General features: G+C 64.6%; 29 protein-coding genes. 13 read left to right on the top strand and 16 right to left on the bottom strand.

Annotated features, from left to right (window positions below; translation table 11 throughout):
- Positions 1–9: 9 nt before the first annotated feature.
- The gene (locus ACUCV3_RS11410) at positions 10–1,218 is read right to left on the bottom strand and encodes an acetyl-CoA C-acetyltransferase (protein WP_037507876.1); all 1,209 of its coding nucleotides are present in this window, start codon (positions 1,216–1,218) and stop codon (positions 10–12) included.
- A 151-nt stretch (positions 1,219–1,369) separates the two neighbouring features.
- On the opposite strand from ACUCV3_RS11410, the gene ACUCV3_RS11405 reads away from it, so the two are divergent.
- Both ACUCV3_RS11405 and ACUCV3_RS11400 read left to right on the top strand, forming a co-directional pair.
- Entirely contained in the window at positions 1,370–2,125 is a 756-nt protein-coding gene (locus ACUCV3_RS11405; protein ID WP_279728528.1) for a metallophosphoesterase family protein, read from the top strand.
- 47 nt (positions 2,126–2,172) lie between these two features.
- Positions 2,173–3,843 (top strand): MFS transporter, encoded by a 1,671-nt coding sequence (locus ACUCV3_RS11400; protein WP_004212052.1) that lies wholly within the window; start codon positions 2,173–2,175, stop codon positions 3,841–3,843.
- A gap of 42 nt (positions 3,844–3,885) precedes the next feature.
- Here ACUCV3_RS11400 and ACUCV3_RS11395 read toward each other — a convergent pair whose 3' ends face one another.
- Positions 3,886–4,482: a nucleotidyltransferase family protein gene (locus ACUCV3_RS11395; protein ID WP_482240633.1), complete on the bottom strand. Its 597-nt coding sequence runs from the start codon at positions 4,480–4,482 to the stop codon at positions 3,886–3,888.
- 157 nt (positions 4,483–4,639) lie between these two features.
- Here ACUCV3_RS11395 and folE point away from each other — a divergent pair, with 157 nt between their 5' ends.
- From folE to ACUCV3_RS11365, 6 genes are all read left to right on the top strand, one after another.
- The gene (folE, locus tag ACUCV3_RS11390) at positions 4,640–5,248 is read left to right on the top strand and encodes a GTP cyclohydrolase I FolE (protein WP_037507879.1); all 609 of its coding nucleotides are present in this window, start codon (positions 4,640–4,642) and stop codon (positions 5,246–5,248) included.
- Positions 5,245–6,105: an SDR family oxidoreductase gene (locus ACUCV3_RS11385; RefSeq protein WP_010335387.1), complete on the top strand. Its 861-nt coding sequence runs from the start codon at positions 5,245–5,247 to the stop codon at positions 6,103–6,105. The genes folE and ACUCV3_RS11385 overlap by 4 nt, the downstream gene beginning before the upstream one ends.
- Before the next feature lie 84 nt (positions 6,106–6,189).
- The gene (locus ACUCV3_RS11380; RefSeq protein ID WP_048937020.1) at positions 6,190–6,966 is read left to right on the top strand and encodes an enoyl-CoA hydratase-related protein; all 777 of its coding nucleotides are present in this window, start codon (positions 6,190–6,192) and stop codon (positions 6,964–6,966) included.
- A gap of 346 nt (positions 6,967–7,312) precedes the next feature.
- Positions 7,313–9,691: a TonB-dependent receptor gene (locus tag ACUCV3_RS11375; protein ID WP_482240632.1), complete on the top strand. Its 2,379-nt coding sequence runs from the start codon at positions 7,313–7,315 to the stop codon at positions 9,689–9,691.
- Positions 9,691–10,920 (top strand): dipeptidase, encoded by a 1,230-nt coding sequence (locus tag ACUCV3_RS11370; protein WP_482240631.1) that lies wholly within the window; start codon positions 9,691–9,693, stop codon positions 10,918–10,920. Before ACUCV3_RS11375 ends, ACUCV3_RS11370 begins: the two co-directional genes overlap by 1 nt.
- A 119-nt stretch (positions 10,921–11,039) precedes the next feature.
- On the top strand, positions 11,040–11,669 hold the full coding sequence (locus tag ACUCV3_RS11365) for a class I SAM-dependent methyltransferase (protein WP_004212060.1): 630 nt from the start codon (positions 11,040–11,042) through the stop codon (positions 11,667–11,669).
- 54 nt (positions 11,670–11,723) lie between these two features.
- Here the strand turns inward: ACUCV3_RS11365 and ACUCV3_RS11360 are convergent, their stop codons facing one another.
- On the bottom strand, positions 11,724–12,356 hold the full coding sequence (locus ACUCV3_RS11360; RefSeq protein ID WP_279728533.1) for an RcnB family protein: 633 nt from the start codon (positions 12,354–12,356) through the stop codon (positions 11,724–11,726).
- 159 nt (positions 12,357–12,515) lie between these two features.
- On the opposite strand from ACUCV3_RS11360, the gene ACUCV3_RS11355 reads away from it, so the two are divergent.
- On the top strand, positions 12,516–13,448 hold the full coding sequence (locus tag ACUCV3_RS11355) for an ABC transporter ATP-binding protein (protein ID WP_279728534.1): 933 nt from the start codon (positions 12,516–12,518) through the stop codon (positions 13,446–13,448).
- Positions 13,445–14,215, top strand: coding sequence for an ABC transporter permease (locus ACUCV3_RS11350; RefSeq protein WP_159366546.1), 771 nt, complete (start codon positions 13,445–13,447; stop codon positions 14,213–14,215). Before ACUCV3_RS11355 ends, ACUCV3_RS11350 begins: the two co-directional genes overlap by 4 nt.
- 66 nt (positions 14,216–14,281) lie before the next feature.
- Here ACUCV3_RS11350 and ACUCV3_RS11345 read toward each other — a convergent pair whose 3' ends face one another.
- The 5 genes from ACUCV3_RS11345 to ACUCV3_RS11325 all read right to left on the bottom strand — a co-directional run bounded on the left by ACUCV3_RS11345 (position 14,282) and on the right by ACUCV3_RS11325 (position 17,791).
- Positions 14,282–14,602 (bottom strand): WYL domain-containing protein, encoded by a 321-nt coding sequence (locus tag ACUCV3_RS11345; protein WP_004212065.1) that lies wholly within the window; start codon positions 14,600–14,602, stop codon positions 14,282–14,284.
- Positions 14,603–14,715: 113 nt separating this feature from the next.
- On the bottom strand, positions 14,716–16,026 hold the full coding sequence (locus ACUCV3_RS11340) for an MATE family efflux transporter (protein ID WP_279728550.1): 1,311 nt from the start codon (positions 16,024–16,026) through the stop codon (positions 14,716–14,718).
- 118 nt (positions 16,027–16,144) lie between these two features.
- Positions 16,145–17,074 (bottom strand): DUF808 domain-containing protein, encoded by a 930-nt coding sequence (locus tag ACUCV3_RS11335; RefSeq protein WP_279728535.1) that lies wholly within the window; start codon positions 17,072–17,074, stop codon positions 16,145–16,147.
- 118 nt (positions 17,075–17,192) lie between these two features.
- Positions 17,193–17,435: a hypothetical protein gene (locus ACUCV3_RS11330; RefSeq protein WP_279728536.1), complete on the bottom strand. Its 243-nt coding sequence runs from the start codon at positions 17,433–17,435 to the stop codon at positions 17,193–17,195.
- Complete coding sequence (locus ACUCV3_RS11325) at positions 17,432–17,791, bottom strand: hypothetical protein (protein ID WP_279728537.1); 360 nt, start codon at positions 17,789–17,791, stop codon at positions 17,432–17,434. The genes ACUCV3_RS11330 and ACUCV3_RS11325 overlap by 4 nt, the downstream gene beginning before the upstream one ends.
- Positions 17,792–17,895: 104 nt before the next feature.
- Between ACUCV3_RS11325 and ACUCV3_RS11320 the strand changes: the two genes are divergently transcribed.
- Complete coding sequence (locus ACUCV3_RS11320; protein WP_004212071.1) at positions 17,896–18,165, top strand: hypothetical protein; 270 nt, start codon at positions 17,896–17,898, stop codon at positions 18,163–18,165.
- A gap of 48 nt (positions 18,166–18,213) precedes the next feature.
- Complete coding sequence (locus ACUCV3_RS11315) at positions 18,214–18,579, top strand: hypothetical protein (RefSeq protein WP_279728538.1); 366 nt, start codon at positions 18,214–18,216, stop codon at positions 18,577–18,579.
- Here ACUCV3_RS11315 and rplI read toward each other — a convergent pair.
- Genes rplI through rpsF form a run of 3 tightly spaced genes read right to left on the bottom strand, consistent with a single transcriptional unit; the run spans position 18,510 to position 19,762 of the window.
- Positions 18,510–19,106 (bottom strand): 50S ribosomal protein L9, encoded by a 597-nt coding sequence (gene rplI / locus ACUCV3_RS11310; protein WP_004212072.1) that lies wholly within the window; start codon positions 19,104–19,106, stop codon positions 18,510–18,512. The two genes, ACUCV3_RS11315 and rplI, sit on opposite strands and share 70 nt — an antisense overlap.
- 13 nt (positions 19,107–19,119) lie before the next feature.
- Positions 19,120–19,344: a 30S ribosomal protein S18 gene (gene rpsR, locus ACUCV3_RS11305; RefSeq protein WP_004212076.1), complete on the bottom strand. Its 225-nt coding sequence runs from the start codon at positions 19,342–19,344 to the stop codon at positions 19,120–19,122.
- 13 nt (positions 19,345–19,357) lie between these two features.
- Positions 19,358–19,762 carry a 30S ribosomal protein S6 gene (gene rpsF, locus ACUCV3_RS11300; protein WP_004212077.1) on the bottom strand — a complete coding sequence of 135 codons (405 nt, stop codon included), beginning with the start codon at positions 19,760–19,762 and terminating at the stop codon, positions 19,358–19,360.
- A gap of 246 nt (positions 19,763–20,008) precedes the next feature.
- Between rpsF and ACUCV3_RS11295 the strand changes: the two genes are divergently transcribed.
- Entirely contained in the window at positions 20,009–21,412 is a 1,404-nt protein-coding gene (locus ACUCV3_RS11295) for a GntP family permease (protein WP_279728540.1), read from the top strand.
- Positions 21,413–21,467: 55 nt separating this feature from the next.
- Here ACUCV3_RS11295 and ACUCV3_RS11290 read toward each other — a convergent pair whose 3' ends face one another.
- The 5 genes from ACUCV3_RS11290 to ACUCV3_RS11270 form a co-directional block, all read right to left on the bottom strand.
- Positions 21,468–21,821, bottom strand: coding sequence for an RcnB family protein (locus ACUCV3_RS11290; RefSeq protein ID WP_279728541.1), 354 nt, complete (start codon positions 21,819–21,821; stop codon positions 21,468–21,470).
- A 177-nt stretch (positions 21,822–21,998) separates the two neighbouring features.
- On the bottom strand, positions 21,999–22,715 hold the full coding sequence (locus ACUCV3_RS11285; RefSeq protein WP_482240630.1) for a CPBP family intramembrane glutamic endopeptidase, BDIM_20840 family: 717 nt from the start codon (positions 22,713–22,715) through the stop codon (positions 21,999–22,001).
- Between the two features lie 28 nt (positions 22,716–22,743).
- Positions 22,744–22,935, bottom strand: a complete 192-nt coding sequence (locus ACUCV3_RS11280) for a hypothetical protein (protein ID WP_279728543.1) — start codon at positions 22,933–22,935, stop codon at positions 22,744–22,746.
- 110 nt (positions 22,936–23,045) lie between these two features.
- Positions 23,046–24,251 (bottom strand): ABC transporter permease, encoded by a 1,206-nt coding sequence (locus ACUCV3_RS11275; RefSeq protein WP_004212085.1) that lies wholly within the window; start codon positions 24,249–24,251, stop codon positions 23,046–23,048.
- Positions 24,251–24,973 carry an ABC transporter ATP-binding protein gene (locus ACUCV3_RS11270; protein WP_279728544.1) on the bottom strand — a complete coding sequence of 241 codons (723 nt, stop codon included), beginning with the start codon at positions 24,971–24,973 and terminating at the stop codon, positions 24,251–24,253. Before ACUCV3_RS11270 ends, ACUCV3_RS11275 begins: the two co-directional genes overlap by 1 nt.

Here is a 24,973-nt window from a genome sequence, read left to right as displayed (position 1 = left end):
GTCCGCCGCTTACACGCGCTCGATGATGATGCCGGTGCCCATGCCTGCGCCGACGCACAGATTGATGAGCGCGGTGCCCTTGCCCGAGCGTTCCAACTCGTCGAGCGCGGTGCCCAGCACCATGGCACCGGTGGCGCCCAGCGGATGGCCCATGGCGATCGCGCCGCCATTGACGTTGATCTTGCTGTGATCGAGGTTCATCGCCTGCATGTAGCGCAGCACGACCGAGGCGAAGGCTTCGTTCAGTTCCCACAGGTCGATGTCGGCGGTGGTCATGCCAGCACGGGCCAGCAGCTTACCGGCGACAAATTCCGGGCCGGTCAGCATGATCAGCGGTTCCGAACCGATCGAGGCCATCGCCTTGATCTTCGCACGCGGCTTCAGGCCGTATTTCTCGCCGATTTCCTTGTTGCCGACGAGAACCGCGGCGGCGCCATCGACGATGCCGCTGCTGTTGCCGGCGTGATGGACATGGTTGACCTTTTCCAGCTCGGGATAGCGCAGCAGGGCGACGGTATCGAAGCCGGGCATGTCCTCACCCAGTGCCTGGAAGCTGGGCTTCAGGCTGCCGAGCGACTGCATCGTCGCGTCGGGGCGCATATGTTCGTCATGGTCGAGCGCGATGCCGCCGATCACGTCGCGGACCGGCACGATCGACTTCTTGAAACGGCCTTCGTCCCAGGCGGCCTTGGCGCGGCGCTGGCTCTCGACGGCATAGGCGTCGACATCGTCGCGGCTGATGCCGAACTTGGTGGCGATCACGTCGGCGCCGATGCCCTGGGGCGCGAAATACGTCTTGTAGGCGACCGCCGGGTCCATCGCCCAGGCGCCGCCGTCCGATGCCATCGGCACGCGGCTCATCGATTCGACGCCGCCGCCGATCGCGAACATCGCCTCGCCCGAATAGACCTTGGCCGCGGCCATGTTGACCGCTTCCAGGCCCGATGCGCAGAAACGGTTGATCTGCACGCCCGGCACGGTCTGGGCATAGTCGGCGTTGAGCACGGCGACGCGCGCGATGTCCGCGCCCTGTTCGCCCACCGGGCTGACGCAGCCCAGGATCACGTCATCGACGTCTGCGGTGTCGATCTGGGTGCGGTCGCGCACCGCTTCGAGCATCTGCGTCGCAAGCTGGATGGGGGTGATGTCGTGGAGCGAACCGTCGCTCTTGCCCCGGCCACGGGGCGTGCGGACGGCGTCGTAAATATAGGCTTCCATGGTTCCTTTTCCCTCTCCGTTGGCGGCTTTTGGCGCACCGGAAGTGGCCCTGAATGTATTTACGTTTACGTAAAGTGCAAGCCTCAATTGGTCGGTTTCCGCCGACATGGCCTTGCCGTAAGGTCAGGTGCGGGCCTGATGTGGGGCGTGATTGCAGCGGGACAAGCGCCAGGTGAAGATTGCGGTTCTTTCCGACATCCACGGCAATATCGATGCGCTTAACGCCGTGCTGGCGGACGTGGCTGCGCGCAATGTCGATCTATGTGTCAATCTCGGTGACATCTTGTCGGGGCCGTTGTTTCCCTGCGAGACCGCCGATCGGCTGATGGCGTTGGATATGCCGACGATCCGAGGCAATCATGAGCGGCAATTGCTGACACTGGCGCCCGACCGGATGGGCGCGTCGGACCGGGCGACCCATGATCTGCTGGCGCCGCGCCATCGCGACTGGATCGCTGGATTGCCCGAGACGCTGTGGCTGACGGATGAGATATTGATGGTCCATGGCACGCCGGACAGCGACATCGACTATTGGCTGGAAACGGTCGAACCGACCGGCTTGCGCGCCGCGACTGAGGTGGAGGTCGAGGCGCGGGCAGGGGACGTTGTCGCGCCGTTGATCCTGTGCGGCCATACCCATGTGCCGCGCATCCATCGTCGCGTCGATGGCAGGCTGATCGTCAATCCGGGCAGCGTCGGCCTGCCGGCCTATGAGGATGATCGACCCTCGCCGCACAAGGTGGAGACCGGATCGCCCGATGCCCGTTATGCATTGGTCGAGCGGATGGCCGACGGCTGGTACGCGGAGATCATGCTGGTCGCCTATGATGTCGAACGCGCGGCCGCCACGGCCGATGCTCGCGGCCGGCCCGACTGGGGCCGGGCGCTGCGTACCGGACGGATGTGAACCAAAGGCCGAGTCGCGGGTTTGACCGACGTTCCTAAATCCGCTTGATGGTTTTCGTGCCTGACACCGAGTCCCCCCAGCCTTCCTCGCCCTTTGCCATTCCCATCTTCCGCGCGATCTGGATCGCGAGCCTGGCGTCCAATTTCGGCGGGCTGATCCAGTCGGTCGGTGCGGCCTGGATGATGACTTCGCTGTCCGCCTCGCCGGTGCTGGTCGCGCTGGTGCCGGCGTCGACGACGCTGCCGATCATGCTGTTCTCGCTCTGGGCCGGCGCGGTCGCCGACAATCTGGATCGGCGCAAGGTGATGATGGCCTGCCAGCTGTTCATGCTGCTGGTGTCCACGGCCCTTGCACTGGTCGCCTGGCTTGGTGCGCTGACGCCCTGGACATTGCTGGGATTCACCTTCCTGATCGGCTGCGCGACGGCGGTGAACGGCCCCGCCTGGCAGGCATCGGTCGGCGACATGGTGCCGCGCAGCGTGCTGCCCAGTGCCGTCGCGATGAACAGCATGGGCTTCAACCTCGCCCGCAGCACCGGCCCGGCGCTGGGCGGCGTGATCGTCGCGGCGGCGGGCGCGGCGGCGGCGTTCCTTGCCAATGCGGTCAGCTATATCGGCCTGGTCGCGGTGCTGGCGCGGTGGCGACCGGAATTGCCGCCCAAACTGCTGCCGCGTGAGCGGCTGGGCGTCGCGATGTGGGCCGGTGTCAGCTATGTCTCGATGTCGCCAAAGATCCAACTCGTGCTGCTGCGCGGCGGCGCCTTCGGCATCGGCGCCAGTGCGGTGTCGGCGCTGATGCCGCTGGTGGCGCGCGATGTGCTGGGCGGCGGCGCGCTGACCTTCGGCCTTACCAGCGGTGCCTTCGGCGTCGGCGCGGTGGCCGGGGCGCTCTCCACCCGGCGGTTGCGCGCGCGCTTCTCGATCGAGGCGATCGTGCGGTCCGCCGCCCTGTCGCTTGCGGCGGGAACGGCGATCACGGCCATGTCGGGCTATCTGGCGCTGGCGCTGCTCGGCTATCTGCTCGCCGGGGCGGGCTGGGTCATGGCGCTGTCGACCTTCAACGTGTCGGTCCAGATGTCGGCGCCGCGCTGGGTCGTCGCCCGCGCCGTCGCCATCTATCAGATGACCGCGTTCGGCGGCATGGCGATCGGCGCCTGGCTGTTCGGCAATCTGGCCGAGGATCATGGCGTGGTGGACGCCCTCTATGCCTCCGCCGCGGTGCAACTGGTCGCCGCGCTGATCGGCTTCGTTCGTCCGCTGCCGCAGATCGGCGATGACAATCTCGATCTCCAGAACCGCTGGCGCGAGCCGGAGACGGCGGTGCCGGTCGAGCCGCGCAGCGGCCCGGTGGTCATCACCATCGAATATCGCATCCCGGTGGGATCGGTCGTCCCCTTCCTCAGCGCGATGAGCGAGCGCCGCCGCATTCGCAAGCGCGATGGCGCGCATGGCTGGTCGCTGATGCGCGACCTGGGCGATCCGGAACTCTGGGTCGAACGCTATCATGTGTCGACCTGGCTCGACTATGTCCGCCATAACCAGCGGCGCACCATCGCCGACATCACCAACAGCGACACGATCCACGCGCTGCACAGCGGTGGCAAGCCGCCAGTGGTGCATCGCATGCTGGAACGCCAGACCGGCTCGCTGCCGCTCAGTCGTGCCCCTGATCCGCGGGAAATGGGCGACGGTCTGACCGATCCGACGCGATCGACCTGAAGCGGGGCAAGGCAAAGCGGCTTCGCCTGCCCCTTTGGGGCCTCAGGTCGGTGTCACCGGGGGGCGGCCAAGATCCTCCGGCGTATCGATGTCGTGCAGCACATTGCCGATCGTCTCGATCTGGATGCCGTGGCTCAGCAGCGCGCGGGCGCCCTGATCCCCTTTAAGTGTCAGCAGTTCGGGGAAATGCTTGCGGCCAATGAAGGCGGGCGGGGAGGAAGAGAAGCCGTCGGTGCTGGCGACGACCGATCTTATGTCCTCGGCCGCCATACAAAGATGGTTATAATGGGTCTGCGGCACGTCGGGCATGTCGGCCAGGCAGATCAGGATGCCGCGCACCTTGCGCTTGTCCATAACATGTTCGACCGCGAGCCGGATGCTGCTCGACAGGCCTTCCTCGGGATGCTCGTTGACGACGATATCGAAGCCGCGCCGGTCGAGCTTGCGATGCAATATCGGTGCAAATTCGATGGGCCGCACGACGGCGACCAGTTCGGCAAAGGCCATGGAGGCGATGGTTTCCAGCGTGTGCGCGGCAACCGGCTTGCCGCGCAGGTCAGCCATCAGCTTGTCTTCCTCGCCGAAGCGGGTCGACATGCCGGCTGCCAGAAGGACGGCGGCGATGCGTTCAGTGCGCATGATCTTGCGATTGTAATGACATTTTTATGTGGTGCGTTCCCGTTAGACTGTGATTTGCCACCACAGCGATGTTGTGTCCAGCCGGGGCAAAAGGGCTGGTCAGACGGGCACGCAGTCGCCATATGCCGGGGCCAACAATTATGGAGTGGCCCAGTTCATGGCATATGATCCCGATGCGGAAACCGTAGGCGAAGGCTCGAAGGAGCCGGTCCCGGCCGAAGTGTCGGAGGCGATCCGCACCCTCATCCGTTGGTCGGGCGATGCGCCTGAGCGCGAGGGGCTGGTGGAAACGCCCGAGCGGGTGGCCCGCGCCTGGCGCGAATATTGCCGCGGCTATAATGATGATCCGGCCTATCATCTCTCGCGCATCTTCCATGAGGTGGGCGGCTATGACGATGTCGTGCTGCTGAAGGACATTCCGTTCCAGTCGCATTGCGAACATCATATGGCGCCGATCGTCGGGCGCGCGCACATCGCCTATCTGCCCGGCGATTATGTGGTCGGCATTTCCAAGCTGGCTCGCGTGCTGCACGCCTATGCCAACCGGCTGCAGGTGCAGGAACGGCTGACCTCCGAAGTCGCCAACTGCATCTGGGAAAATCTCAAGCCCCAGGGCGTCGCCGTGGTGATCGAGGCGACCCATGGCTGCATGACCGGCCGCGGCGTGCGCACCCCCAATGTCATCATGAAGACCAGCCGCATGCTCGGCGTCTTCCGCGACGATGAAAAGTCGCGCGAGGAAGTGCTGAAGCTCATCGCCTCGTGAATGATGTGACCGGAGAGGGGGAGGGCGCCGAGCCCGCCTATCGCCCGATCGGCGGCGCGAAGAAGGATGCCGGGCCGACCGGCCCCTTGCCGCTGGCCTCGCGCCGGCTGGCGCTCGTGACCGGCGGCCATCGCCGGCTGGGCGGCATCATTTCGGCGGCGCTGGCGCAGGCCGGCTATTCGCTCGCCATCCATGGCAGCCATGACACGCGGCTGGACTCTCATCTGGCGATCGCGCTGGAGGAGAACGGCGCCGAGTGGGAAGGTTTCGTCGTCGACTTCGCCGATCCCGAAGCTGCCGAGGAACTGGTCGCGCAGGTTGCCGAACGCTTCGGCCGGCCGCCCGACCTGCTGGTCAACAGTGCGGCGATCTTCGGCCAGGACCGGATCGACAGCGTCACCGCCGACGATCTGATGCGCCATTATGCGGTCAATTGCGCGGCGCCCGCGATGCTGACTAAGGCGTTCGCGACGGTGCCGGCCGGGACCGGCGATCGCTGCATCGTCAATATCCTCGACCAGCGGATCGACCATCCCCATGGCGATCAGCTGGCCTATACGCTGTCCAAGCTGGCGCTGGCCGGCCTGACGAAGACGGCGGCCAGCAGCCTGGCGCCGCAGGTGCGGGTCAATGCGGTGGCGCCCGGCCTTACCATCGCCACGCCCGACTATGATGCGGAGCAGATGGCGCGGCTGGAGCAACTGATGCCGCTCGGTCGCCTGCCGCAGGCGGAGCAGATCGCGCAGGCCGTTCTCTATCTCGCCGGCGCGACGGCGGTGACGGGCCAGACCCTCTATGTCGATGGCGGCGCCCATATGCGCAGCTATGATCAGGATTTCATGCATCTTTGCCGATAGGATCGGTAAAATCGCCGCCCCGCAAAGGCTGGCGATCCGTTTTTGGCCGACATAGATCGGCGCTGACAGCTTAGGGAGACGGCAATGGCATATGAAACGATCCTGGTGGAACAGCAGGGCGCGGTGACGCTCATCACGCTCAACCGGCCGCAGGCGCTCAATGCGCTCAACAGCCAGGTGCTCGCGGATCTGGGCGCGGCCTTTGCCGCCTATGATGCCGACCCGACCCAGCATTGTGCGGTGCTGACCGGCAGCGAAAAGGCCTTTGCCGCCGGCGCCGACATCAAGGAGATGGTCGACAAGGAAGCGGCCGATTTCTTCCTGCAGGATTTCTTCTCCGACTGGCAGACCAAGGTGGTCGCCACTCGCAAGCCGTGGATCGCGGCGGTTGCCGGCTTTGCGCTGGGCGGTGGCTGCGAACTGGCGATGATGGCGGACTTCATCCTGGCAGCCGACACCGCCAAGTTCGGTCAGCCCGAGGTGAAGCTGGGCGTGGCGCCGGGCATGGGCGGGTCGCAGCGGCTGACCCGCGCCGTGGGCAAGGCCAAGGCGATGGAAATGTGCCTGACCGGCCGGATGATGGGCGCCGAGGAGGCCGAGCGCGCTGGCCTGGTCGCGCGGATCGTGCCGGCCGCTGAACTGCTGGACGATGCGCTCAAGACCGCCGCCGCGATCGCCGCGATGCCGCCGATGGCGGCGATGGTGAACAAGGAAATGGTCAATATCGCGTTCGAGACCAACCTGGCGCAGGGCATTTTGACCGAGCGCCGCCTGTTCCAGATCCTGACTGCAACCGAAGACAAGAAGGAAGGCATGACCGCCTTCGTCGAGAAGCGTCCGGGCGTCTGGAAGGGGCGATAAGGCCTTCAGGAACGATCCTCTCCGACGAAGAGAGGGCAGGCGATTTTGTGATCCTCTCCAGGCTTGACCTGGGGAGGATTTTTTGTGCGCGCGTGCGAGGAAGCGGGCATTGATTGCGAAATCTCAATGCTTTGAGGCACCTCGTTCCGCTTGAGAAATCATCATAAGCGTGTGGTGGATTTTCCCGTAGGGCTCGTTTCAGATGACAAATGGATGACATGGCTGCGCTCGCCTCAAGCGGCGATCGACAGGCCAGGGTCCGGGGAGGAACGGCGCGATAGCCCGAAGGGGCGGGCGCTCCTGATTGGCGCGAACTGCCCTTTTGCAGGGCCTACAGGGAGCCTCTATGCCTTCGATTTCGTCTGTTCGTCGCGTGTCTCGCGCTGCGCTGCTGCTTGCCTGCTGCGCGGGTGCCTTATCCTCTGCTGCCTGGGCGCAGGAGGCTGCTCCAACGGACGAAAATGACAGCATCACGGTGACCGGTCGTCGTATCTCGCAATCGTCGGAAGCGATCGGCGAAGACAAGATCAACAATGTCGTCGCCGTCACGCGCGAGGCGCTGCTGTCGGCGCCGTCGGGTATTTCGGGCCTGAAGATGCTGGAGCAACTGCCCGGCTTCAACGTCCAGACCGACGGTGCACTGGGCCTCTATGAATTCGGCAACAGCGTCCAGACCCGCGCCTTCAACCTCGACCAGATCGGCTTCGTGGTCGACGGCATTCCGACCGGCCGCAGCGACGCCTTCGGTGGCAGCCCTGTCTTCCGCTATGTCGACAATGAAAATCTGGGCGTGGTGGAAGCCTCCGTCGGCGCCGCCGATGTCGGCCTGCCCAGCTATTCCAGCCTCGGCCCGGTGGTGCAGTATAACAGCATCGCCCCGCAGGAGGAGATGGGCCTGTTCGTGTCGCAGAGCTTTGGCGACAATAATATGAAGCGCACCTTCATCCGCGCCAGCACGGGCCGGGTGGGGCCGTTCCGGGCCTATGTCAGCCGCACCAAGCTGGACAGCGACCTGTGGCGCGGCCCCGGTTCGGTCGATCGCGAACATTGGGAAGGCCAGATCCATGCCGATCTGGGCGGCGACAGCTGGGCGCGCTTCAAGTTCGTGTCGAACGACTTCTTCGACTATGACTCGCCGACGATCACCCGCGCCCAGTATAATTGCACCGCCACCAGCGTGGTCGGCGCCTGCGGCCGCGACTTCGCCTATATCGAGAATGTGCCCAATACCACGACCGGCTTCGCGCCGACGGCGGCGGGCGTCTATTATTCCAATTCCAACTACACCAATGTCTACAACCTCGCGATCAACGTGCGGAAGGACAAGCTCTATGGCGGCACCTTCCACCTGGGTATCGCCGACGGCGTGTGGGCGGAATCGACCCTCTATTATGAAGACAAGAATGGCTATGGCGTCTCGCCCGACAGCTATTCCAACTCGCTGACCCGCTACACGGCACAAGCGGCTGCGGGGCTGGACGTCACCGCCCCCAAGGGCGTGCAATATGGCCGTTCGGGCGTCGGCGGCGATCGCTATGGCGTGACCACCGAGCTGCATTGGGAAAGCGGCAATAATGTCGTGGAAGGCGGCATCTGGGCTGAAGTCGACAAATATCACCGTACCCAGGCGCGCTACAACACGATGGATGGCGCCCCCGATGGCGAGCCCAATCTGGACGAACTGGTCTATCTGCGCCGCGACTATCGGTCCAAGCGCGACACGCTGCAGATCTTCCTGAAGGACACGCTCAAGCTGATGGATGACCGGCTGATTCTGGATGCCGGCTTCAAGGGGCTGATGCTGGACTACAGCCTGGGCGGCTATCGCGATTTCGACGACTATTATCGTGTCGTGGGCGGCACGGCGGTCGCAGGCTGGGGGGCGCAGTATAATACGGCCCATTATCGCGACATGTTCCTCCCGATGGCGGGCCTGCTGTTCAAGATCAACGAGCGCAGCCAGATCTTCGCCTCCTATGCCGAGACGATGGCACTGCCCAAGGGCATGGATGACATTTATGCCGTGACGCGCACCGGCACGTCGGCGCTGGTGCCCCAGCCCAAGGCGGAACGCGCGCAGAATATGGAAATCGGCTTCCGTACCAACCAGGGGCAGCTCTACGCCTCGATCGCGGGCTACTACACCAAGTTCAAGAACCGCATCCAGTCGATCACCACTTTCCAGGAAGGCGGCGGCAGCACCACCGAAACCTTCTACCAGAATGTCGGCCGTGTCGAATCCTACGGCGTGGAAGCCAGTGGCACCTACAAGCCGGCCTTCCTCAACGGCCTGGCCTATGCCAACGCCAACGTCACCTACAATAACGCCAAGTTCCAGGATGATATCGTCGCGTCGGTCACCTATGCGACCTCCGGCAAATATATCCCGGACAGCGCCAAGTGGATCGTCAGCGGTGGCGTCACGATCGAGCCTGCAAGCTGGCTGGTTGCGAACATCAGCGGCAAATATACGTCGAAGCGCTGGTCGACCTTTACCAACACGGCAGGCTCCAGCGTACCGGCTTACACCGTGTTCAGCGGTTATGTGGATATTGGCGACGGCTGGAGCTTCGGCCCGGTGAAGAGCATCAAGGCGCGCTTCAACGTCGACAATATCTTCGACAAGGACACGCTGTCCTACATCTCCTCCTCGGTGACGGGCGACGGTTCCTTCCGGCCGTTGTCCCCACGCACCTTCCAGTTCACCATTTCGGGCGAGATCTGATGCGGAATGCTTATCTGATGGGGGCAGCGCTGGTCGCGCTGCTCCCGATTGCGGCGCAGGCCCAGCCAAAAACCGTGTCGAAACAGGTCTATCAGCTGCACCAGAAGCTGATCACGCTCGACAGCCATCTCGATACCCCGGCCTCGCTCGACCTGCCGGACTGGTCGATCGACGAGGAGCATGGCGTCCATAGCGACTACACCCAGGTCGACCTGCCGCGGATGAAGAAGGGCGGCCTGGATGGCGGCTTCTGGGCGATCTACACCGGCCAGGGGCCGCTGACGATCGAGGGCTTTCGCAAGGCGCGCGATTTCGCGTTGTTGCGTGGCATGTCGATCCGATCGATGGTGGCGGCCGACCCGGACAATTTCACGCTGGCGCTGGAGGCGAAGGACGCGGCGCCAATCGCCGCGGCGGGCAAGCGTATCGTCTATATGTCGATCGAAAATGCCTATCCGCTCGGCGAGGATGTCTCGCTGATCAAGACATTCTACGACATGGGCGTGCGCGTGTCGGGCTTTGCCCATTTCGCGCATAACCAGTTCGCCGACAGCTCGACCGATCCGTCGAAGAAGCCGCGCTATGGCGGCCTCAGCCCGCTCGGCAAGGAATTGCTGAAGGAAATGAATCGCCTCGGCATCGTCCCCGACGCCTCGCACAGCTCAGACCAGGTGCTGGACGATCTGCTGGCGCTGTCGACCACGCCGGTGCTGCTGACCCATTCGGGCTGCAAGGCGGTCTATGACCATCCCCGCAACATCGATGACGATTATCTGAAGGCGCTGGCGGCCAAGGGCGGCGTGATCCAGATGAATGCCTATGGCGCCTATCTACGCGCGTCCAAGCCCAATCCGGAACGGCAGAAGGCGCTGATGGCACTCTACAGCCAGATGCGGGAGGACGCCAAGGTTTCGCCCGAGGCGCGGGCCGCGATGCTCGCCAAGCGGCAGGAGATCGACCGACTCTATCCCGACACCGACCGGCCGACCTTCGACGATTTCATGGCGCATATGCTGCATGCGCTGAAGGTCGTCGGCCCCGATCATGTCGGCATCGGCCTGGATTGGGACGGTGGCGGCGGTGTCGTCGGCATGGAGGATGTGGTTGATCTGCCCAAGATCACCGACGCGCTGCTGAAGGCCGGCTATAGCGAGGCTGACGTACAGAAAATCTGGTCCGGCAATGTGTTGCGCGTGCTGGCCGCGGCTGAAGCGGGCAAGCAGAAATAAGGGCTTGTGCCGGACCGGCCGTTGCTGGTCCGGCATGAAATCTTGTTAAGCCAATCGACGGGGGCGTTCCGGCCCGCTAAGGGGAGTCGGCACCAGAAAGGAGCGGTCGCATTTCGCCCATGCAGCACAAGCCGAAGCGCAGCCGGGCAATCGCCCTGCCGAACAGCGAGTTTCGCGCCCGCGCCACCGAATATCTCGATTTCCTTGCCGCCTGGGTGAAGAAGCCCCGGCAGACCGCCTCTGTCGTGCCCAGCAGTCGCTATCTGGCGCGGCTGATGGTGGCCGACATCGATCCGCAGGGCGGCCGCGTGCTGGAACTGGGCGGGGGCACGGGCGTCTTCACCCGCGCCATTCTGGAGACCGGCCTGCCGGCCGACCGGCTGGAGGTGGTGGAGATCAACCCCGCCTTCGCGCGCGGACTGCGGCGTCATTTCCCGCATGTCTCGATCCTGGAGACGCCGGCGCAGATCGTCTCGGTCGCCGCCGCCGGTGGCCCCGGCGACTATCAGACCGTGGTCAGCGGCCTGCCGCTGCTGGCGATGGACCGCGCGATGCACATCGACATATTGTCCGAAGCCTTCCGCATGCTGAAGCCGGGCGGTAGCCTGGTGCAGTTCACCTATTCAACGCGACCGCCGGTCAGCCGTGCGGTGCTGGACCAGCTAGGCCTGGAAGTTGTCCGCGCCGGCCATACGGTGCGCAATTTCCCGCCAGCGACGGTCTTCCGCTTCACCCGACGGGGTGAATGATCGGGGCAAGAGAAAAGGGCCGCATCGGATGATGCGGCCCTTCCTGTTTCTGCCTCAGTAGAAGGCGCCATAGACGACATCGACCACGCGGCGTGACCGGACCTCGACCAGCAGCAGGTCGGGGCCATAGCGGATCCAGCGATAGCCATAGGGCGGCGCGCCCAGGCCCAGGCGCCAATAGTCGTTGTAATAATAATAGCTGGAGAAGAAGACCGCCGGCAGGAACAGGCCGACCGTCCAGCGCCGATAGCGATAGCCATGGGGATAGCGGAAGGCCGGGCCGGGGATCGGCCGGAAATTGGGCGGACGGCCGGCGCCGGGGCGATGCGGCTGGCCTGGCCGTGGTGGCTGGACGCCGGGACCACCGGGACGGGGCGGCTGGGGCGAAGGGCCACCCGGACGGGGTGGTTGAACTGCCGGTCCACCTGGCTGGCCCGGACCGGGCGAAGGCTGTCCGGGGCGGGGCGGTTGCGGGCGAGAAGCACCGGGCCGGGACGGCTGTGTCGACGGACCGCCGGGGCGGGAAGGCTGCACTGATCCGCCGGGGCGTGAGGGGGCGGGGGCAGGGCGCGTGGACGGAGATGGTCGAGCGCCGCCGCCTGATGGTGGTCGGCCGCCCTGCTGGGCAATGGCGATATCGGGAACGACGATCAACGCGATCGACAGATAGAGAATTGCCTTTTTCATAGCCTTCTCCACATGGTGGGGCGTCAAGCCTATGCCCGCTCATTACCGGCTTCAATCTTTTTCCAATATGTTGCCCTGCTTCGCTATTTGCCGCGCTGCCGGTTGCATGGCGCGGTCCGCCTCCTATCTTGCCGACACAAGGAAAGGGGGCGCTGCCGCATGGCATCCATCATCGAAATCAAGGGCCTGACGAAAAGCTATGCGTCGGGCTTTCAGGCGCTCAAGGGCGTCGACCTGAATATCGAGGAGGGCGAGATTTTCGCGCTGCTCGGCCCCAATGGCGCGGGCAAGACGACGATGATCTCGATCATCTGCGCCAATGTCCGCCCCTCTGGCGGCACCGTGACGGTCGCCGGCCATGACATCATCCGCGACTATCGCGGCGCGCGCGCTGCGATCGGCCTGGTGCCGCAGGAACTCAATACCGATCAGTTCGAGCGGGTGATCGACACCGTCACCTTCAGCCGGGGCCTCTTTGGCAAGCCGCGCAACGACGCCTATGTCGAAAAGGTGCTGCGCGACCTGTCGCTATGGGACAAGCGCCACAACAAGATCCGCGAGCTTTCCGGTGGCATGAAGCGCCGCGTGATGATCGCCAAGGCGCTGAGCCACGAACCGCGCGTGCTGTTCCTGGACGAGCCGACCGCCGGCGTCGACGTCGAACTGCGCCGTGACATGTGGAAGCTGATCGGCGAACTGCGCCAGACCGGCGTCACCATCATCCTAACCACCCATTATATCGAGGAGGCCGAGGAAATGGCTGACCGGGTGGGCGTCATCAACCATGGCCAGTTGATGCTGGTCGAGGACAAGACCGCGCTGATGGAGAAGCTGGGCAAGAAGACGCTGTCGATCATGCTGGCCGAGCCGATCGAGGCGCTGCCGCCCGAACTGGCCGAATGGGATGTGGCGCTCAAGGCGCAGGGGCAGGAGATCGAATATCTGTTCGACACCCGCGCCGAACGCACCGGCGTCTCTGCGTTGCTACGCAAGCTGGGCGATCTCGGCATCGGATACAAGGATCTCAACACGCGGCAGAGCAGCCTGGAGGATATTTTCGTGAGCCTGGTCCATCAGGAGAAAGCGGCATGAACGGCCCCAATCTGCGCGCGGTCGCCGCCATCTACAAGTTCGAGCTGCACCGGTTCCGGCGCACCTGGCTGACCGGCCTGCTGGTGCCGGTCATCACCACATCGCTCTATTTCATCGTGTTCGGCGGGGCGATCGGCTCGCGCATGACCGAGATAGACGGCATTCCCTATGCCGCTTTCATCGTGCCGGGCCTCATCATGATGTCGATGTTCACGGAGAGCATCTTCAACGCCAGCTTCGGCATCTACATGCCCAAGTTCACCGGCACCATCTACGAACTGCTGTCGGCACCGGTGTCGGCGATGGAGACGGTGATCGCCTATGTCGGGGCGGCGGCGACCAAGGCGTTGATCGTCGGCTTCATCATCTTTGCCACGGCCCATCTGTTCGTCGACCTGCCGGTCGCCCATCCCTTCGCCATGGTCGGCTTCATGCTGTTGATCGCGGTGAGCTTCTGCCTGTTCGGCTTCATCCTGGGCATCTGGGCGCAGGGGTTCGAGCAGTTGCAGGTGATCCCGCTGCTGATCATCACGCCGATGACCTTCCTGGGCGGCGCCTTCTACTCGATCCACATGCTGGCCGAGCCGTGGCGCACCATCACCCTGTTCAATCCGATCGTTTATCTGATCTCGGGCTTCCGCTGGACCTTCTTCGGCAAGGGCGATGTCGGGATCGAGTTCAGCCTGCTGTTCGTGGGCGGCATGCTGGCGCTGTGCCTCGGCATCATCGCTTGGGTGTTCCGCACCGGCTATCGGCTCAAGAAGTAACGATAAAAGAAAAGGGCGGCCATTGGCCGCCCTTCTTCATTCCGGTCGATGCGATGCCAGTGCCGGTCAGGCGGCGGCGCTCTGCGGATCGACCGCGAACAGGGTCACACCCTTATATTTGTCGTCGCCCTGGTCATAGAGGCCGTGCATCGCCTCGAACGTCTCGTCCAGAATCTCGACGTCGCTCAGGCCCGCCAGCTTGAACGTGCCCAGCTTCAGCTCGCGCGGCGGGCGGCCGTCGCGGTCCGTGGTCACGGCGTCCATGAACATCTCGTCATGGCGCGTGTAGAGGATGTGCGGGGCCAACGTGACGACCATCTTGTTATAGGTCGCCTTGAGGCACTTCTGAAGCGCGATCGCTTCGAAGATAGGGGTCGGAGAGTCCATGATGGGCCGCCCATATCAAGAAACACGGCCCCGTTTCAATTGCTTTGTGCGTCGCACCATGTGTCTGCCGTGCAACCAGCCGGATTTTCAAGACGAATTGTGCGGCCGTTTTCCTAGCGCAGAACCAGGCCCAGCCGGTCGCGCAGCGACCAGCGCGCGATCAGGAGGATCGCCACCGTGCCGAGGCCCGCAGCCAGGCCGAACCAGATGCCCACGCCATGCAGCCCCATCGGGAAAGCGAGCAGGGCGCCGATGCCGATACCGATGATCCAGTAGCCGAACAGGGCGAAGATCATTGGCACCTTGGTATCCTGGATGCCGCGCAGCACGCCGGCGCCGACGGCCTGGGCAGCGTCGACCAACTGGAACAGCGCGGCGACCGCCAGGAAGCTGACGGCCAGATTGGCAGTGGCGAGATTGGCCGGATCATGGACGTCGAGGAAGATCGACACCAGCGGTCGCGGGATCAGGACCAGCATCAGCGCGGCCGCCATGGCGAAGCCGGTGCCGACGATCAGCGCCAGCCAGCCGGCTCGGCCGATCGCGGCGGGATCGGCCCGGCCATAGGCGACACCGACGCGCACGGTCGCGGCCTGGCCGATGCCCATCGGCACCATGAAGACCAGCGAGGCGATCTGGATCGCCACGGCATGGGCGGCGAGCGATTCCCGGTCGATCAGCCCCATCAGGAAAGCCGAGGCATTGAACACCGTGACTTCCAGCCCCAGCGTGATTGCGATCGGCAGGCCCAGCGTCCAGACCGCCCGCTGCCGGTCGCGGTCGCGCGTCCAGAAGCGGCCCATCAGCCGATAGCGGCGGAAGCGGCGATCGACCAGGATGACGGTCAGCAGGCCCAGGAACAGGAAGGTCGAGGACAGGGTGCTGGCGATGCCGGCACCCAGCAGGCCGAGCGCGGGCAGGCCGAGATGACCGAAGATCAGCGCCCAGCCGACCAGCACGTTGAACGGGATGGCGAGCAGCATGATGATGAGGCCCCAGAGCGGGCGCTCCAGTGCCGAGATGAAGTTGCGCAGCGTGGTGAAACAGAGGAAGGGCAGCAGCGCCCATTGCATGCCGCGCATCAGATGACCGGCCTCGCGCGCCAGATCGGGCTCCTGGCCCATGGCGCGCAATATCGCCTCGCAATGCCACAGGATCAGCCAGGCGGGCAGCACGAAGAAGGCGGCGGCGCGCAGCGTCTGGTGGACGGTGCGACGCACGTCGCGCACCGAATGGCGGCGACGGCCGCGCTCACTGGCGATCAGCGGCGCGGCGGCGGTGACAAGGCCGAGGCCGAAGATCAGCAGCGCGTTGAAGAGATTGATCGCCAGCGCCCCGGCGGCGACCGCTTCCGCGCCCAGCCGGCCCACGAGCAGCAGATCGGTCGCGGCGATCCCCGACCAGGCGACATTGCCCGCGATCATGGGAATGGCGAGCGTGACGAGCGCGCGTGCCTCGATGCGCCAGGGGGAAGATTGGGTCACTTGGAAGGTCCGGAGCGAGGGAACGCCGGCAAAGGCGCGGGCGCTCCCCTTAATCGCCTCAGTGCTTCTTGAACAGATGCAGCATGGCAACGATGATGCCGCCGATCACCAGCCCGACAATGCCCGCGCCGATCGCATTCACCAGCCAGTCGATCACCGGACCGATCGCGGGCACGGCTTGGGCGGCGCCTTGCGCCAGATGATGGATCGTGCCGGGGATCAGATCCCAGTGAAATTCGTGCAGGCCATGGACGATCAGGCCACCGCCCACCCACAACATCGCCGCCGTGCCGACCACGCCCAGCACGCTCATCACGACCGGCATCGCCTTTACCAGGCCGCGCCCGATGGCGCGCGTCGCCGCGCCACTGCGTTGGGCGAGGTGCAGGCCGATATCGTCCATCTTCACGATGAAGCCGACCACGCCATAGACGCCGGCGGTGATCGCGATGGCGACGACGACCAGGATGATCGCCTGTTCCCAGATCGGCTCGCTGGCGACAGTGCCGAGCGCAATCGCCATGATCTCGCCCGACAGGATGAAGTCGGTGCGGATAGCGCTGGAGACCTTCTGGTCCTCCAGTTCCTTGGAGGTGAGGGTTGCGGCGGCATCCGCCACCTCGTCATGGCCGCCCTGGATCGCCTCCAGCAGCTTTTCTGCCGCCTCGAAGCACAGGAAGGCGCCGCCGAGCATCAGCAGCGGCGGCAGCAGCCAGGGAGCAAAGGCGCTGAGCGCCAGCGCGGCCGGCAGCAGGAACAGCAATTTGTTGCGCAGCGATCCGCGCGCGATCTTCCAGATGATCGGCAGTTCGCGGTCGGGCGACAGGCCCATGACATAATTGGGTGTCACGGCAGTATCGTCGATGACGACGCCGGCGGCCTTCGTGCCGGCCTTGCCGGCAGCAGCGGCGACATCGTCCAGCGACGTGGCCGCCATCTTGGCGATACCGGCAACATCGTCGAGCAGCGCGATCAGACCCGAAGGCATGGTTAAATAATTCCCCTGTTGAAACGGATGGATATCATCCGTGCGCGCTTCTTAATGCGCGGGCAGGGTGGGGGCAATGGAGCGATGATTGCCGGTTCGTGACCGGGCGTCGGCGATATCAGTAATTGCCGGGCGGATCGCTGGCGGGAAAGGATTCGTCGGACTGTTCATCGACCATGTCCCAATCGCTGTCGTCCGCCTGCGGTCCGGCGTCGCGGACGATGCCGGACGAGCCGACCGGGCCGCGATCGTCCGGATCATCGGTGGCGGCACCATCATCCTTGCCGGCCCGTTCCTTCAGGCTCTTCCAGGCAACGGCGCCCAGGCCGGTCAGAAAGGCCAGCTTCAACAATCCCTTCATGGTGTCTCCTTCGGCCCACTGTGGAGATGGACCCACTTGGCGGCGTCCTGGTCGATAGCCTCGGGCGAGAGGCGAATTTCGCCCTCTTCGTCCGCGCTGCCGGCATGATCCTCGTCGGCGCCGGTCATGCCGGGCGGAAAGATGGTCCAGCGCTGTTGCAGGGCGGTATCGATCATCGCCTGCCAGGCGGTCACGTCGCCCGTCTCGCGCATGGCGGGATCGGGCTCCTTGAGCATCGCCAATATGCTGGCGGCATCCTCGACCCAATAGGGCCAGTTATGCGTCGCCCCGGCGGCGAGATGCCGGGCGAGGCGCTCAAGCAGGGTGCGTTGCTCCATGATGTCCGGAACGTTCATGGCGACTCTCCGTTCCTCATTTTCTAGCCATGCAACTTAATGGCAATCCTCGGGAAATGCCTCTCGGTATTTGAACCGATATGGGACGAAAAAAGGAGGCAGACATGCCCAGAGGCGACAAGGATCGTTACACTGGCAAGCAGAAGCGCAAGGCCGCGCATATCGCGCAAAGCTATGAAGAGCGTGGCGTTTCGCATGACGAGGCGGAGGCGCGGGCCTGGGCGACCGTGAACAAGGATTCGGGCGGGGGCAACCTGTCGGGATCGGGGCGGGGCAAGCCCGACAGCCATGCCGCCGAACGGCGCAAGGCGGCCGATCGATCGGCCGCGGCAAAGAAGGGGTGGGAAACCCGCCGCCGCCGGGCGCAGGGCTGAAATCAGGGCGAGAAGATATCGCCGTTGCTGAAATGGGCAGCGAGATGATTGATCCAGGCGCGGACAAGCGGCGGCAGCCCGGTGCGGGTGGTGAAGACGAGGTGGATGATCCCCTCCTGTGCCTGCCATTCCGGGAACGGCAGCGCCAGGGCGCCCGAGCGCGACGATCTGGACGTGGCCCTTGGGATAGAGCGTCAGGAAATCGGGCAATGGGGCGGTGACGGCGATGCGGCACTGCTCATGGACCGACAGGCCAAGCTCGGTGAGCGTTCGATCAGCCGCCCAAGGCAACAAAAAAGCCGCCCGGTGACGGGCGGCTTTCTCGTTTATCAGAGCGAAGAGGCTCAGGCTTCTTCGGCCGGGGCTTCTTCCGCCTCGACGGCGATTTCGCCCGGCTCGGCGTTCGGATCGTAATCCTCGGTGAAGCCGGCTTCGTCCTTCTCGAACAGGTCGGCCATCACGTCGACGCCCTGCGCCTGCAGTTCGGCTTCTTCCGGCGAGCGGGCAACGTTCACCGTGATGGTGACGGCCACTTCCGGGTGCAGCGCGACCTTGACGTCGAAGACGCCCAGGGTCTTGATCGGACGCTCCAGCACGACCATCGCCTTGGAGACGTTGGTCACGCCATCGGCGTGCAGCGCGTCGACGACGTCACGGACGGCGACCGAGCCGTACAGGTGGCCGGCGTTCGACGACTGGCGGATCAGGACGATCTGCTTGCCGTTGACGCCTTCGGCCGCCTTTTCGGCGTCCGAACGACGAGCGGCGTTGTCGGCTTCGATCTTCGCGCGGTTGGCTTCGAACACAGCCTTGTTGGCGGCGTTCGAACGAAGAGCCTTCTTGTTGGGCAGCAGGAAGTTACGAGCGTAACCATCCTTCACGGTGACGACGTCGCCGATCGCGCCCAGCTTTTCGATGCGCTCAAGGAGAATGATTTCCATGGGTCTTTCTCCCTTACTTCACGATGTAGGGCAGCAGGCCCAGGTGACGGGCGCGCTTGATGGCCTGGGCCAGCTCACGCTGCTTCTTGGCGGACACCGCGGTGATGCGGCTGGGGACGATCTTGCCGCGCTCGGACACGAAGCCCTGCAGCAGACGGACGTCCTTGTAATCGATCTTCGGCGCATCCTTGGCGGCGAAGGGGCAGCTCTTGCGGCGGCGGAAAAACGGGCGTGCCATGTTTCAGATCTCCTTATTCGGCAGCCGGGGCTTCTTCGCGCTCACGGCGCGGGCCACGGTCACCACGGGGGGCACGGTCGCCGCGTTCGGCGCGTTCCTGCTTGCGCATCATCACCGACGGACCGGCTTCCAGCTCTTCGACCTTGATGGTCATGTAGCGGATGATGTCTTCGTTGATCTGGGTCTGACGCTCCAGCTCGGCAATCACGTTGCCCGGTGCGTCGATGTTCAGCATGACGTAGTGCGCCTTGCGGTTCTTGGCGATCTTGTACGCGAGCGAACGCAGGCCCCAGGTCTCGACCTTGGTCACCTTGCCTTCATTTTCCTCGACGATCTTGGTGGCGGTTTCCGCCAGAGCGTCCACCTGCGCCTGTGCCAGATCCTGGCGCGCAAGGAACACATGCTCGTAAAGAGCCATGGGTATTGCCTCATCTGTTGGCCGATCGCTGACGCCCACCCCATGTGGAACGCCCCTCCGGCTGTCGTCTCAAGCATTCGAAATCGTCCGACGTCCGAATCCGGGGCCGAGCGAAGGCGCGCCTATGACGGAAAAGGGGGAGAAAGGCAAGCGGCATCGGTGCAGCCATGGGCGGCAGCGGCCCTGCTTGCAGTCAGGCTTCACCTGTCTCTATCCTGCCCTTCAGAAAAAGAGAAGGAGAGACGGATGGCGGTCGCGATCGCGGCACTGGCGCTGATCTTGCTGATGCTGGCGGCCTATCGCGGCATGAGCGTCATATTGATGGCGCCGTTGCTCGCCATGCTGGCGGTGTTCCTGACCGATCCGGCGGCAGTGCCCACCGCCTTTTCCGGCCTGTTCATGGACAAGGTCGCCACTTTCCTGAAACTCTATTTTCCGGTCTTCCTGCTGGGGGCGCTGTTCGGCAAGCTGGTCGAGATATCGGGCTTTTCCCGCGCGATCGTGACGGCGGTGATCGGTTTCGTCGGCGCGGGGCGGGCGATCCCGGCGATCATGATCGTGACGGCGCTGCTGACCTATGGCGGGGTCTCGGTCTTCGTGGCGGTGTTCGCCGTCTATCCCTTCGCCGCCGAGATGTTCCGCCGCGCCGATATTCCCAAGCGGCTGGTGCCCGCGACCATCGGCCTTGGCGCGCTGACCTTCACCATGGATGCGCTGCCCGGCACGCCGCAGATCCAGAATGTCATTCCGGCAAGCTTCTTTGGCACCACTGCCTGGGCGGCGCCGGTGCTGGGCGTGATCGGGTCGGTGGTGATCGCGGCGGCGGGCCTTGTCTATCTCAATTGGCGGCGCCGGGCGATGGCGGCCGCGGGGGAGGGCTATGGCGCGCCCGAAACGCTGGTCAACGAACCCGATCGGCAGGAAGAGGCGGCCACCGTCCACCCGCTGGTCGCCCTGCTGCCGCTGCTGGTAGTGGGGCTGGGCAATCTGGCGTTGACGCTGCTGATCCCGCGCATCACCGGCGGGGCGGAAGAGGTGAGCATTCGGCTGGCGGGGCTGCCCGATCCGGTGACAGCGAAAGTGACACAACAGGCGGCGCTGTGGGCGGTGGAGGGGGCGTTGCTGATGGGCATCGCCACCATCCTGCTGTTCGCTTTCCCGACCGTGGCGCGGCGCTTTGCGGAAGGGTCGAAGGCGGCGGTCGGCGGCGCCTTGCTGGCGGGGATGAACACGGCGGTCGAATATGGCTTTGGCGGGGTGATCGCGGCGCTGCCCGGCTTCCTGGTCGTCAAGGACGCGCTGAAGGCGGTGCCCAATCCGCTGATCAACGAAGCGATTACGGTGACGACGCTGGCCGGCATCACGGGATCGGCGTCGGGTGGGCTGTCGATCGCGCTGGCGGCGATGGCGGACCAGTTCGTGGCGGCGGGCGATGCGGCGGGTATACCGCGCGAAGTGCTGCACCGGGTCGCGTCGATGGCATCGGGGGGCATGGACAGCCTGCCGCATAATGGCGCGGTCATCACCCTGCTGGCGGTGACGGGCCTCACCCATCGCCAAGCCTATAAGGACATATTCGCGCTGACGCTCATCAAGACGATGACCGTCTTCGTCGTGATCGCGGTCTATTATCTGACCGGGCTGGTGTGAATGCGAAAGCGCCCCGGAGCGGTGGCTCCAAGGCGCTTTTCAGGAAGTGGGGCGCTTAGCGGATGGCGCCGGCGACGACCGCGCCGATGATCCCGCTGGTGAGGGCGACCAGCACTGCGTCATTGCCCGAGCGGACCCAGTGGTAACCGCGCGGCGGGGCCGACAGGCGATAGCCGCGATAATTGTCGACGACCCGATAGTTGGTCGCATAGCGGCGATCGAAGCGCTGGCCCTTGGCCCAGCGGCGGTCGTTGCGCACGACGGTCTTCTTCTGGACGACGGTGCGGTGCGGACCTTCCTTCACGACCCGGACGGTCTCGCGATGGGGCGCGGCCTGGGCCTGGGCGGTGACGATCGGGCTGGCGGCAACGGCGGTGGCGGTCAGGGCCAGGATGATCTTCTTGAACATGTCTTCACTCCTCTTGTTTCAATCGAGGGCGCCGCTTCCGGCGTCGAAGACAGAGATAGGCCGCGCTTGTCGCAAGCCTGTCCCAAGGGTGGGGCAGTTTTGTCGGAAATTGTATCAAAACCCGATTCAAGCTGAATATCGGTTCATAAATGGCGCTTTTTCAATGCCTTGTTCGACTCACAGCATCAGCGAGATGGCATTGCCGAAATTGTGCAGCAGGATCGGCAGCAGCAGGCTGCCGGTACGCAGGCGCAGCCAGACGGCCAGCAGCGAGGGGATGGTGGTAAGCGCCATCACGACCGGATCGAAGCTGAAATGGCCGTCCGAATAGCCGAACGCATGGGCGAGGCCGAACAGGCCGCAGGAGAGCAGGGCGCCCCAGCCCCAGTCGACGCCCAGGAAGCGGACCCGCCGGGTGAAGGCGCGATCGAGCGCGAAGAGCAGGATGCCGCGATAGAAAGGTTCTTCCTCCAGCCCCGGCATGGTGAGCTGGAAGGCGATTTCCTCCGCGCTGCTCGGATCGTCGGGGAAATAAAGGGCGAGCGCCGTGAAGAAGGCGCAATAGAGGAGGGCGACGGGCAGGGCAGCGGTCAGGCTGCCGCGCGCTTGCCGGAGGGTAAGGCCGACCCGCTTCCAGCCGAAGGCGGGCAGGGCGGCGATCAGCAGCGTGAGAGCAAGGGCCAGCAGCTTGCCCTGCCAGTTCCAGTCGGCGGCGGGGATGAGATCGGGGATATGGCGATAGGCACGGGTCAGCAGCGCGTCATTGGCGCCGACCAGGGCGGCGGCAACCAGCAGCCAGCCGGGCCGAAAGCCGCGCCGATCGATCAGGCCGATCGCGCCGCCTGCGGCCAGCAATAGCGCCAGCGTGCCGAGCAGGCCGATGACGCCGTTCATGCGCACCGCTCCGGCGCGCGGCGGCGGCTCAGTCGGCGGAGGCGGGCAGAGAGACGGGGGGCAGGGGCGTGGCGGTGACGGTCATGCGGGCGAGCAGGATGGGATGATCCTTGCCCTCCAGCAATTGCGCCGTTTGCGGTGCCTGCGCGTCGGCTAAGGGGGTGAGGCTGACCCCGAGCAGCAGAGCACTGCTGATGAGGCTGGCGGCGATCATCTTCATGGAGGCATTCCTTCCACGGCGCCGGAGCGGCGCCATGGAAGGAGGGATTAGGCAGAAGATGTCGCAGCATTATGCCGGATAACCGCCCTTTTGTCGGAAAATGTATCAGCCTATTCGTGCCGCAGCGCGTCGATCGGGTTGAGGCTGGCCGCCCGGCGGGCGGGGAAATAGCCGAACACCACGCCGATCGCCGCCGAAAAGAGGAAGGCGATCAGATTGACCTGCGGATCGAAAGTGAAGGGCACCTTCATCAGCGGCGCGATGCCGACCGATGCGATGAGCGCAATGACCAGGCCGATTAGGCCGCCCATGCACGACAGCACGATCGCCTCCACCAGAAACTGCATCAGCACTTCGCGCGCGACCGCGCCGATGGCGAGGCGGATGCCGATCTCGCGGGTGCGTTCGGTCACCGACACCAGCATGATGTTCATGATGCCGATGCCGCCGACCAGCAGAGATATGGCGGCCACCGCCGCGACGATCTGGGTCAGGATGGTAGTGGTGCCGGTCAGCGTGTCGCTGATCTGCTTGGTGTCGAAGACGTTGAAATTATCCTCCGCGCCAGCCTTGATCTTGCGGCGCTCGCGCATCAGCTGCTCCAGGCTGTCCTGCACGGTCGCGCTGTCATAGGCGTCGTCGACCGCGACCATGATCTGGCTGATGTCGCGATCGCCGGTGAAGCGGCGCTGGACAAACTTGATCGGCATGACGACGACATCGTCCTGGTCGCCAAAGCCGCCCTGGCCGCGGGTCGCAAGCACGCCCACCACCTGACAGCTGACGCCCTTGATCCGCATCCGCTTGCCGATCGGGTCATTGCCCTGGAACAGGTTGGTGCGCACCGTATTGCCGATGATGCAGACCGATTTGCCGGCCTCTTCCTCGTCCGGCATGAACAGCCGGCCTTCCGACACATTCCAGGACTGGACCTGCGAATAGGCGGAGGTCGTGCCATAGACAGTGGTCGACCAGTTATTGCCTTCATAGATGGCGGTGCCGCTCGACTGGACCACCGGCGCCACGGCGCGCACGCCGGTCAGCTGGTTCTCGATCGCGGTCAGGTCCGCTTCCTTGAAATTGGGCGGGCGCGGCCCGCCGCCGCCACGGCCAAAGCCCTGGCCGGGGCGCAGTTGCAGCACATTGGCGCCCAGCGAGCTGATCTGTTCGCGCACGGCGGCGGTCGCGCCATTGCCCAGCGTCACCATGGTGACGACGGCGGCAACGCCGATGATGATGCCGAGCGTCGTGAGGAAGCTGCGCATCTTGTGCCGGTTGATCGCCCGGAAGGCGAGGATGACGGTGGTGCCCAGCATCAGCCCACGGCTCCCTTCTGCGGTCCGCCCATGCCCTTTTCGATCCGCTCCACCAGCCCATCCTTGAAATGGACGATGGTATGGGCAAATTCGGCCATGTCGGGTTCGTGCGTTACCATCAGCACGGTGATGCCGCTATTCTGGTTGAGGTCGGTCAGCAATTCCATGATCTCCACCGACCGCTCCGAATCGAGATTGCCGGTCGGTTCGTCCGCCAGCAACACGTCGGGCTGGGTGACGATGGCGCGGGCGATCGCGACGCGCTGTTGCTGGCCGCCGGACAATTCGGCGGGCGTATGGTCCCACCAGTCCTTCAGGCCCACCTTGTCGAGCGCGGCCATGCCCATGTCATAGCGGGTCTTCTTGTCCTCGCCGCGATAGAGCAGGGGCAACTCGACATTTTCGAGCGCACTGGTGCGGGCGAGCAGGTTGAAGCCCTGGAAGACAAAGCCGAGATAGCGGCGGCGCAGCAGCGCGCGCTGATCGCGGTCCAGCGTCTCGACGTGGCGGCCCTTGAACAGGAACTGCCCGCCCGATGGCACGTCGAGGCAGCCCAATATGTTCATCGTGGTCGACTTGCCCGAGCCTGAAGGCCCCATGACGGCGACGAAATCACCCTGCTCGATGTCGAGGTCGATGCCCTTCAAGGCCTGAAAGGCGGTGGGGCCGCTGCCGAAGATCTTGGTGATCCCCCGCAGCGAGATGATGGGATCGGCGGCCAT

Source organism: Sphingobium sp. VMM (assembly GCF_056790315.1).
This window is presented reverse-complemented; position numbering and strand designations above follow the sequence as displayed.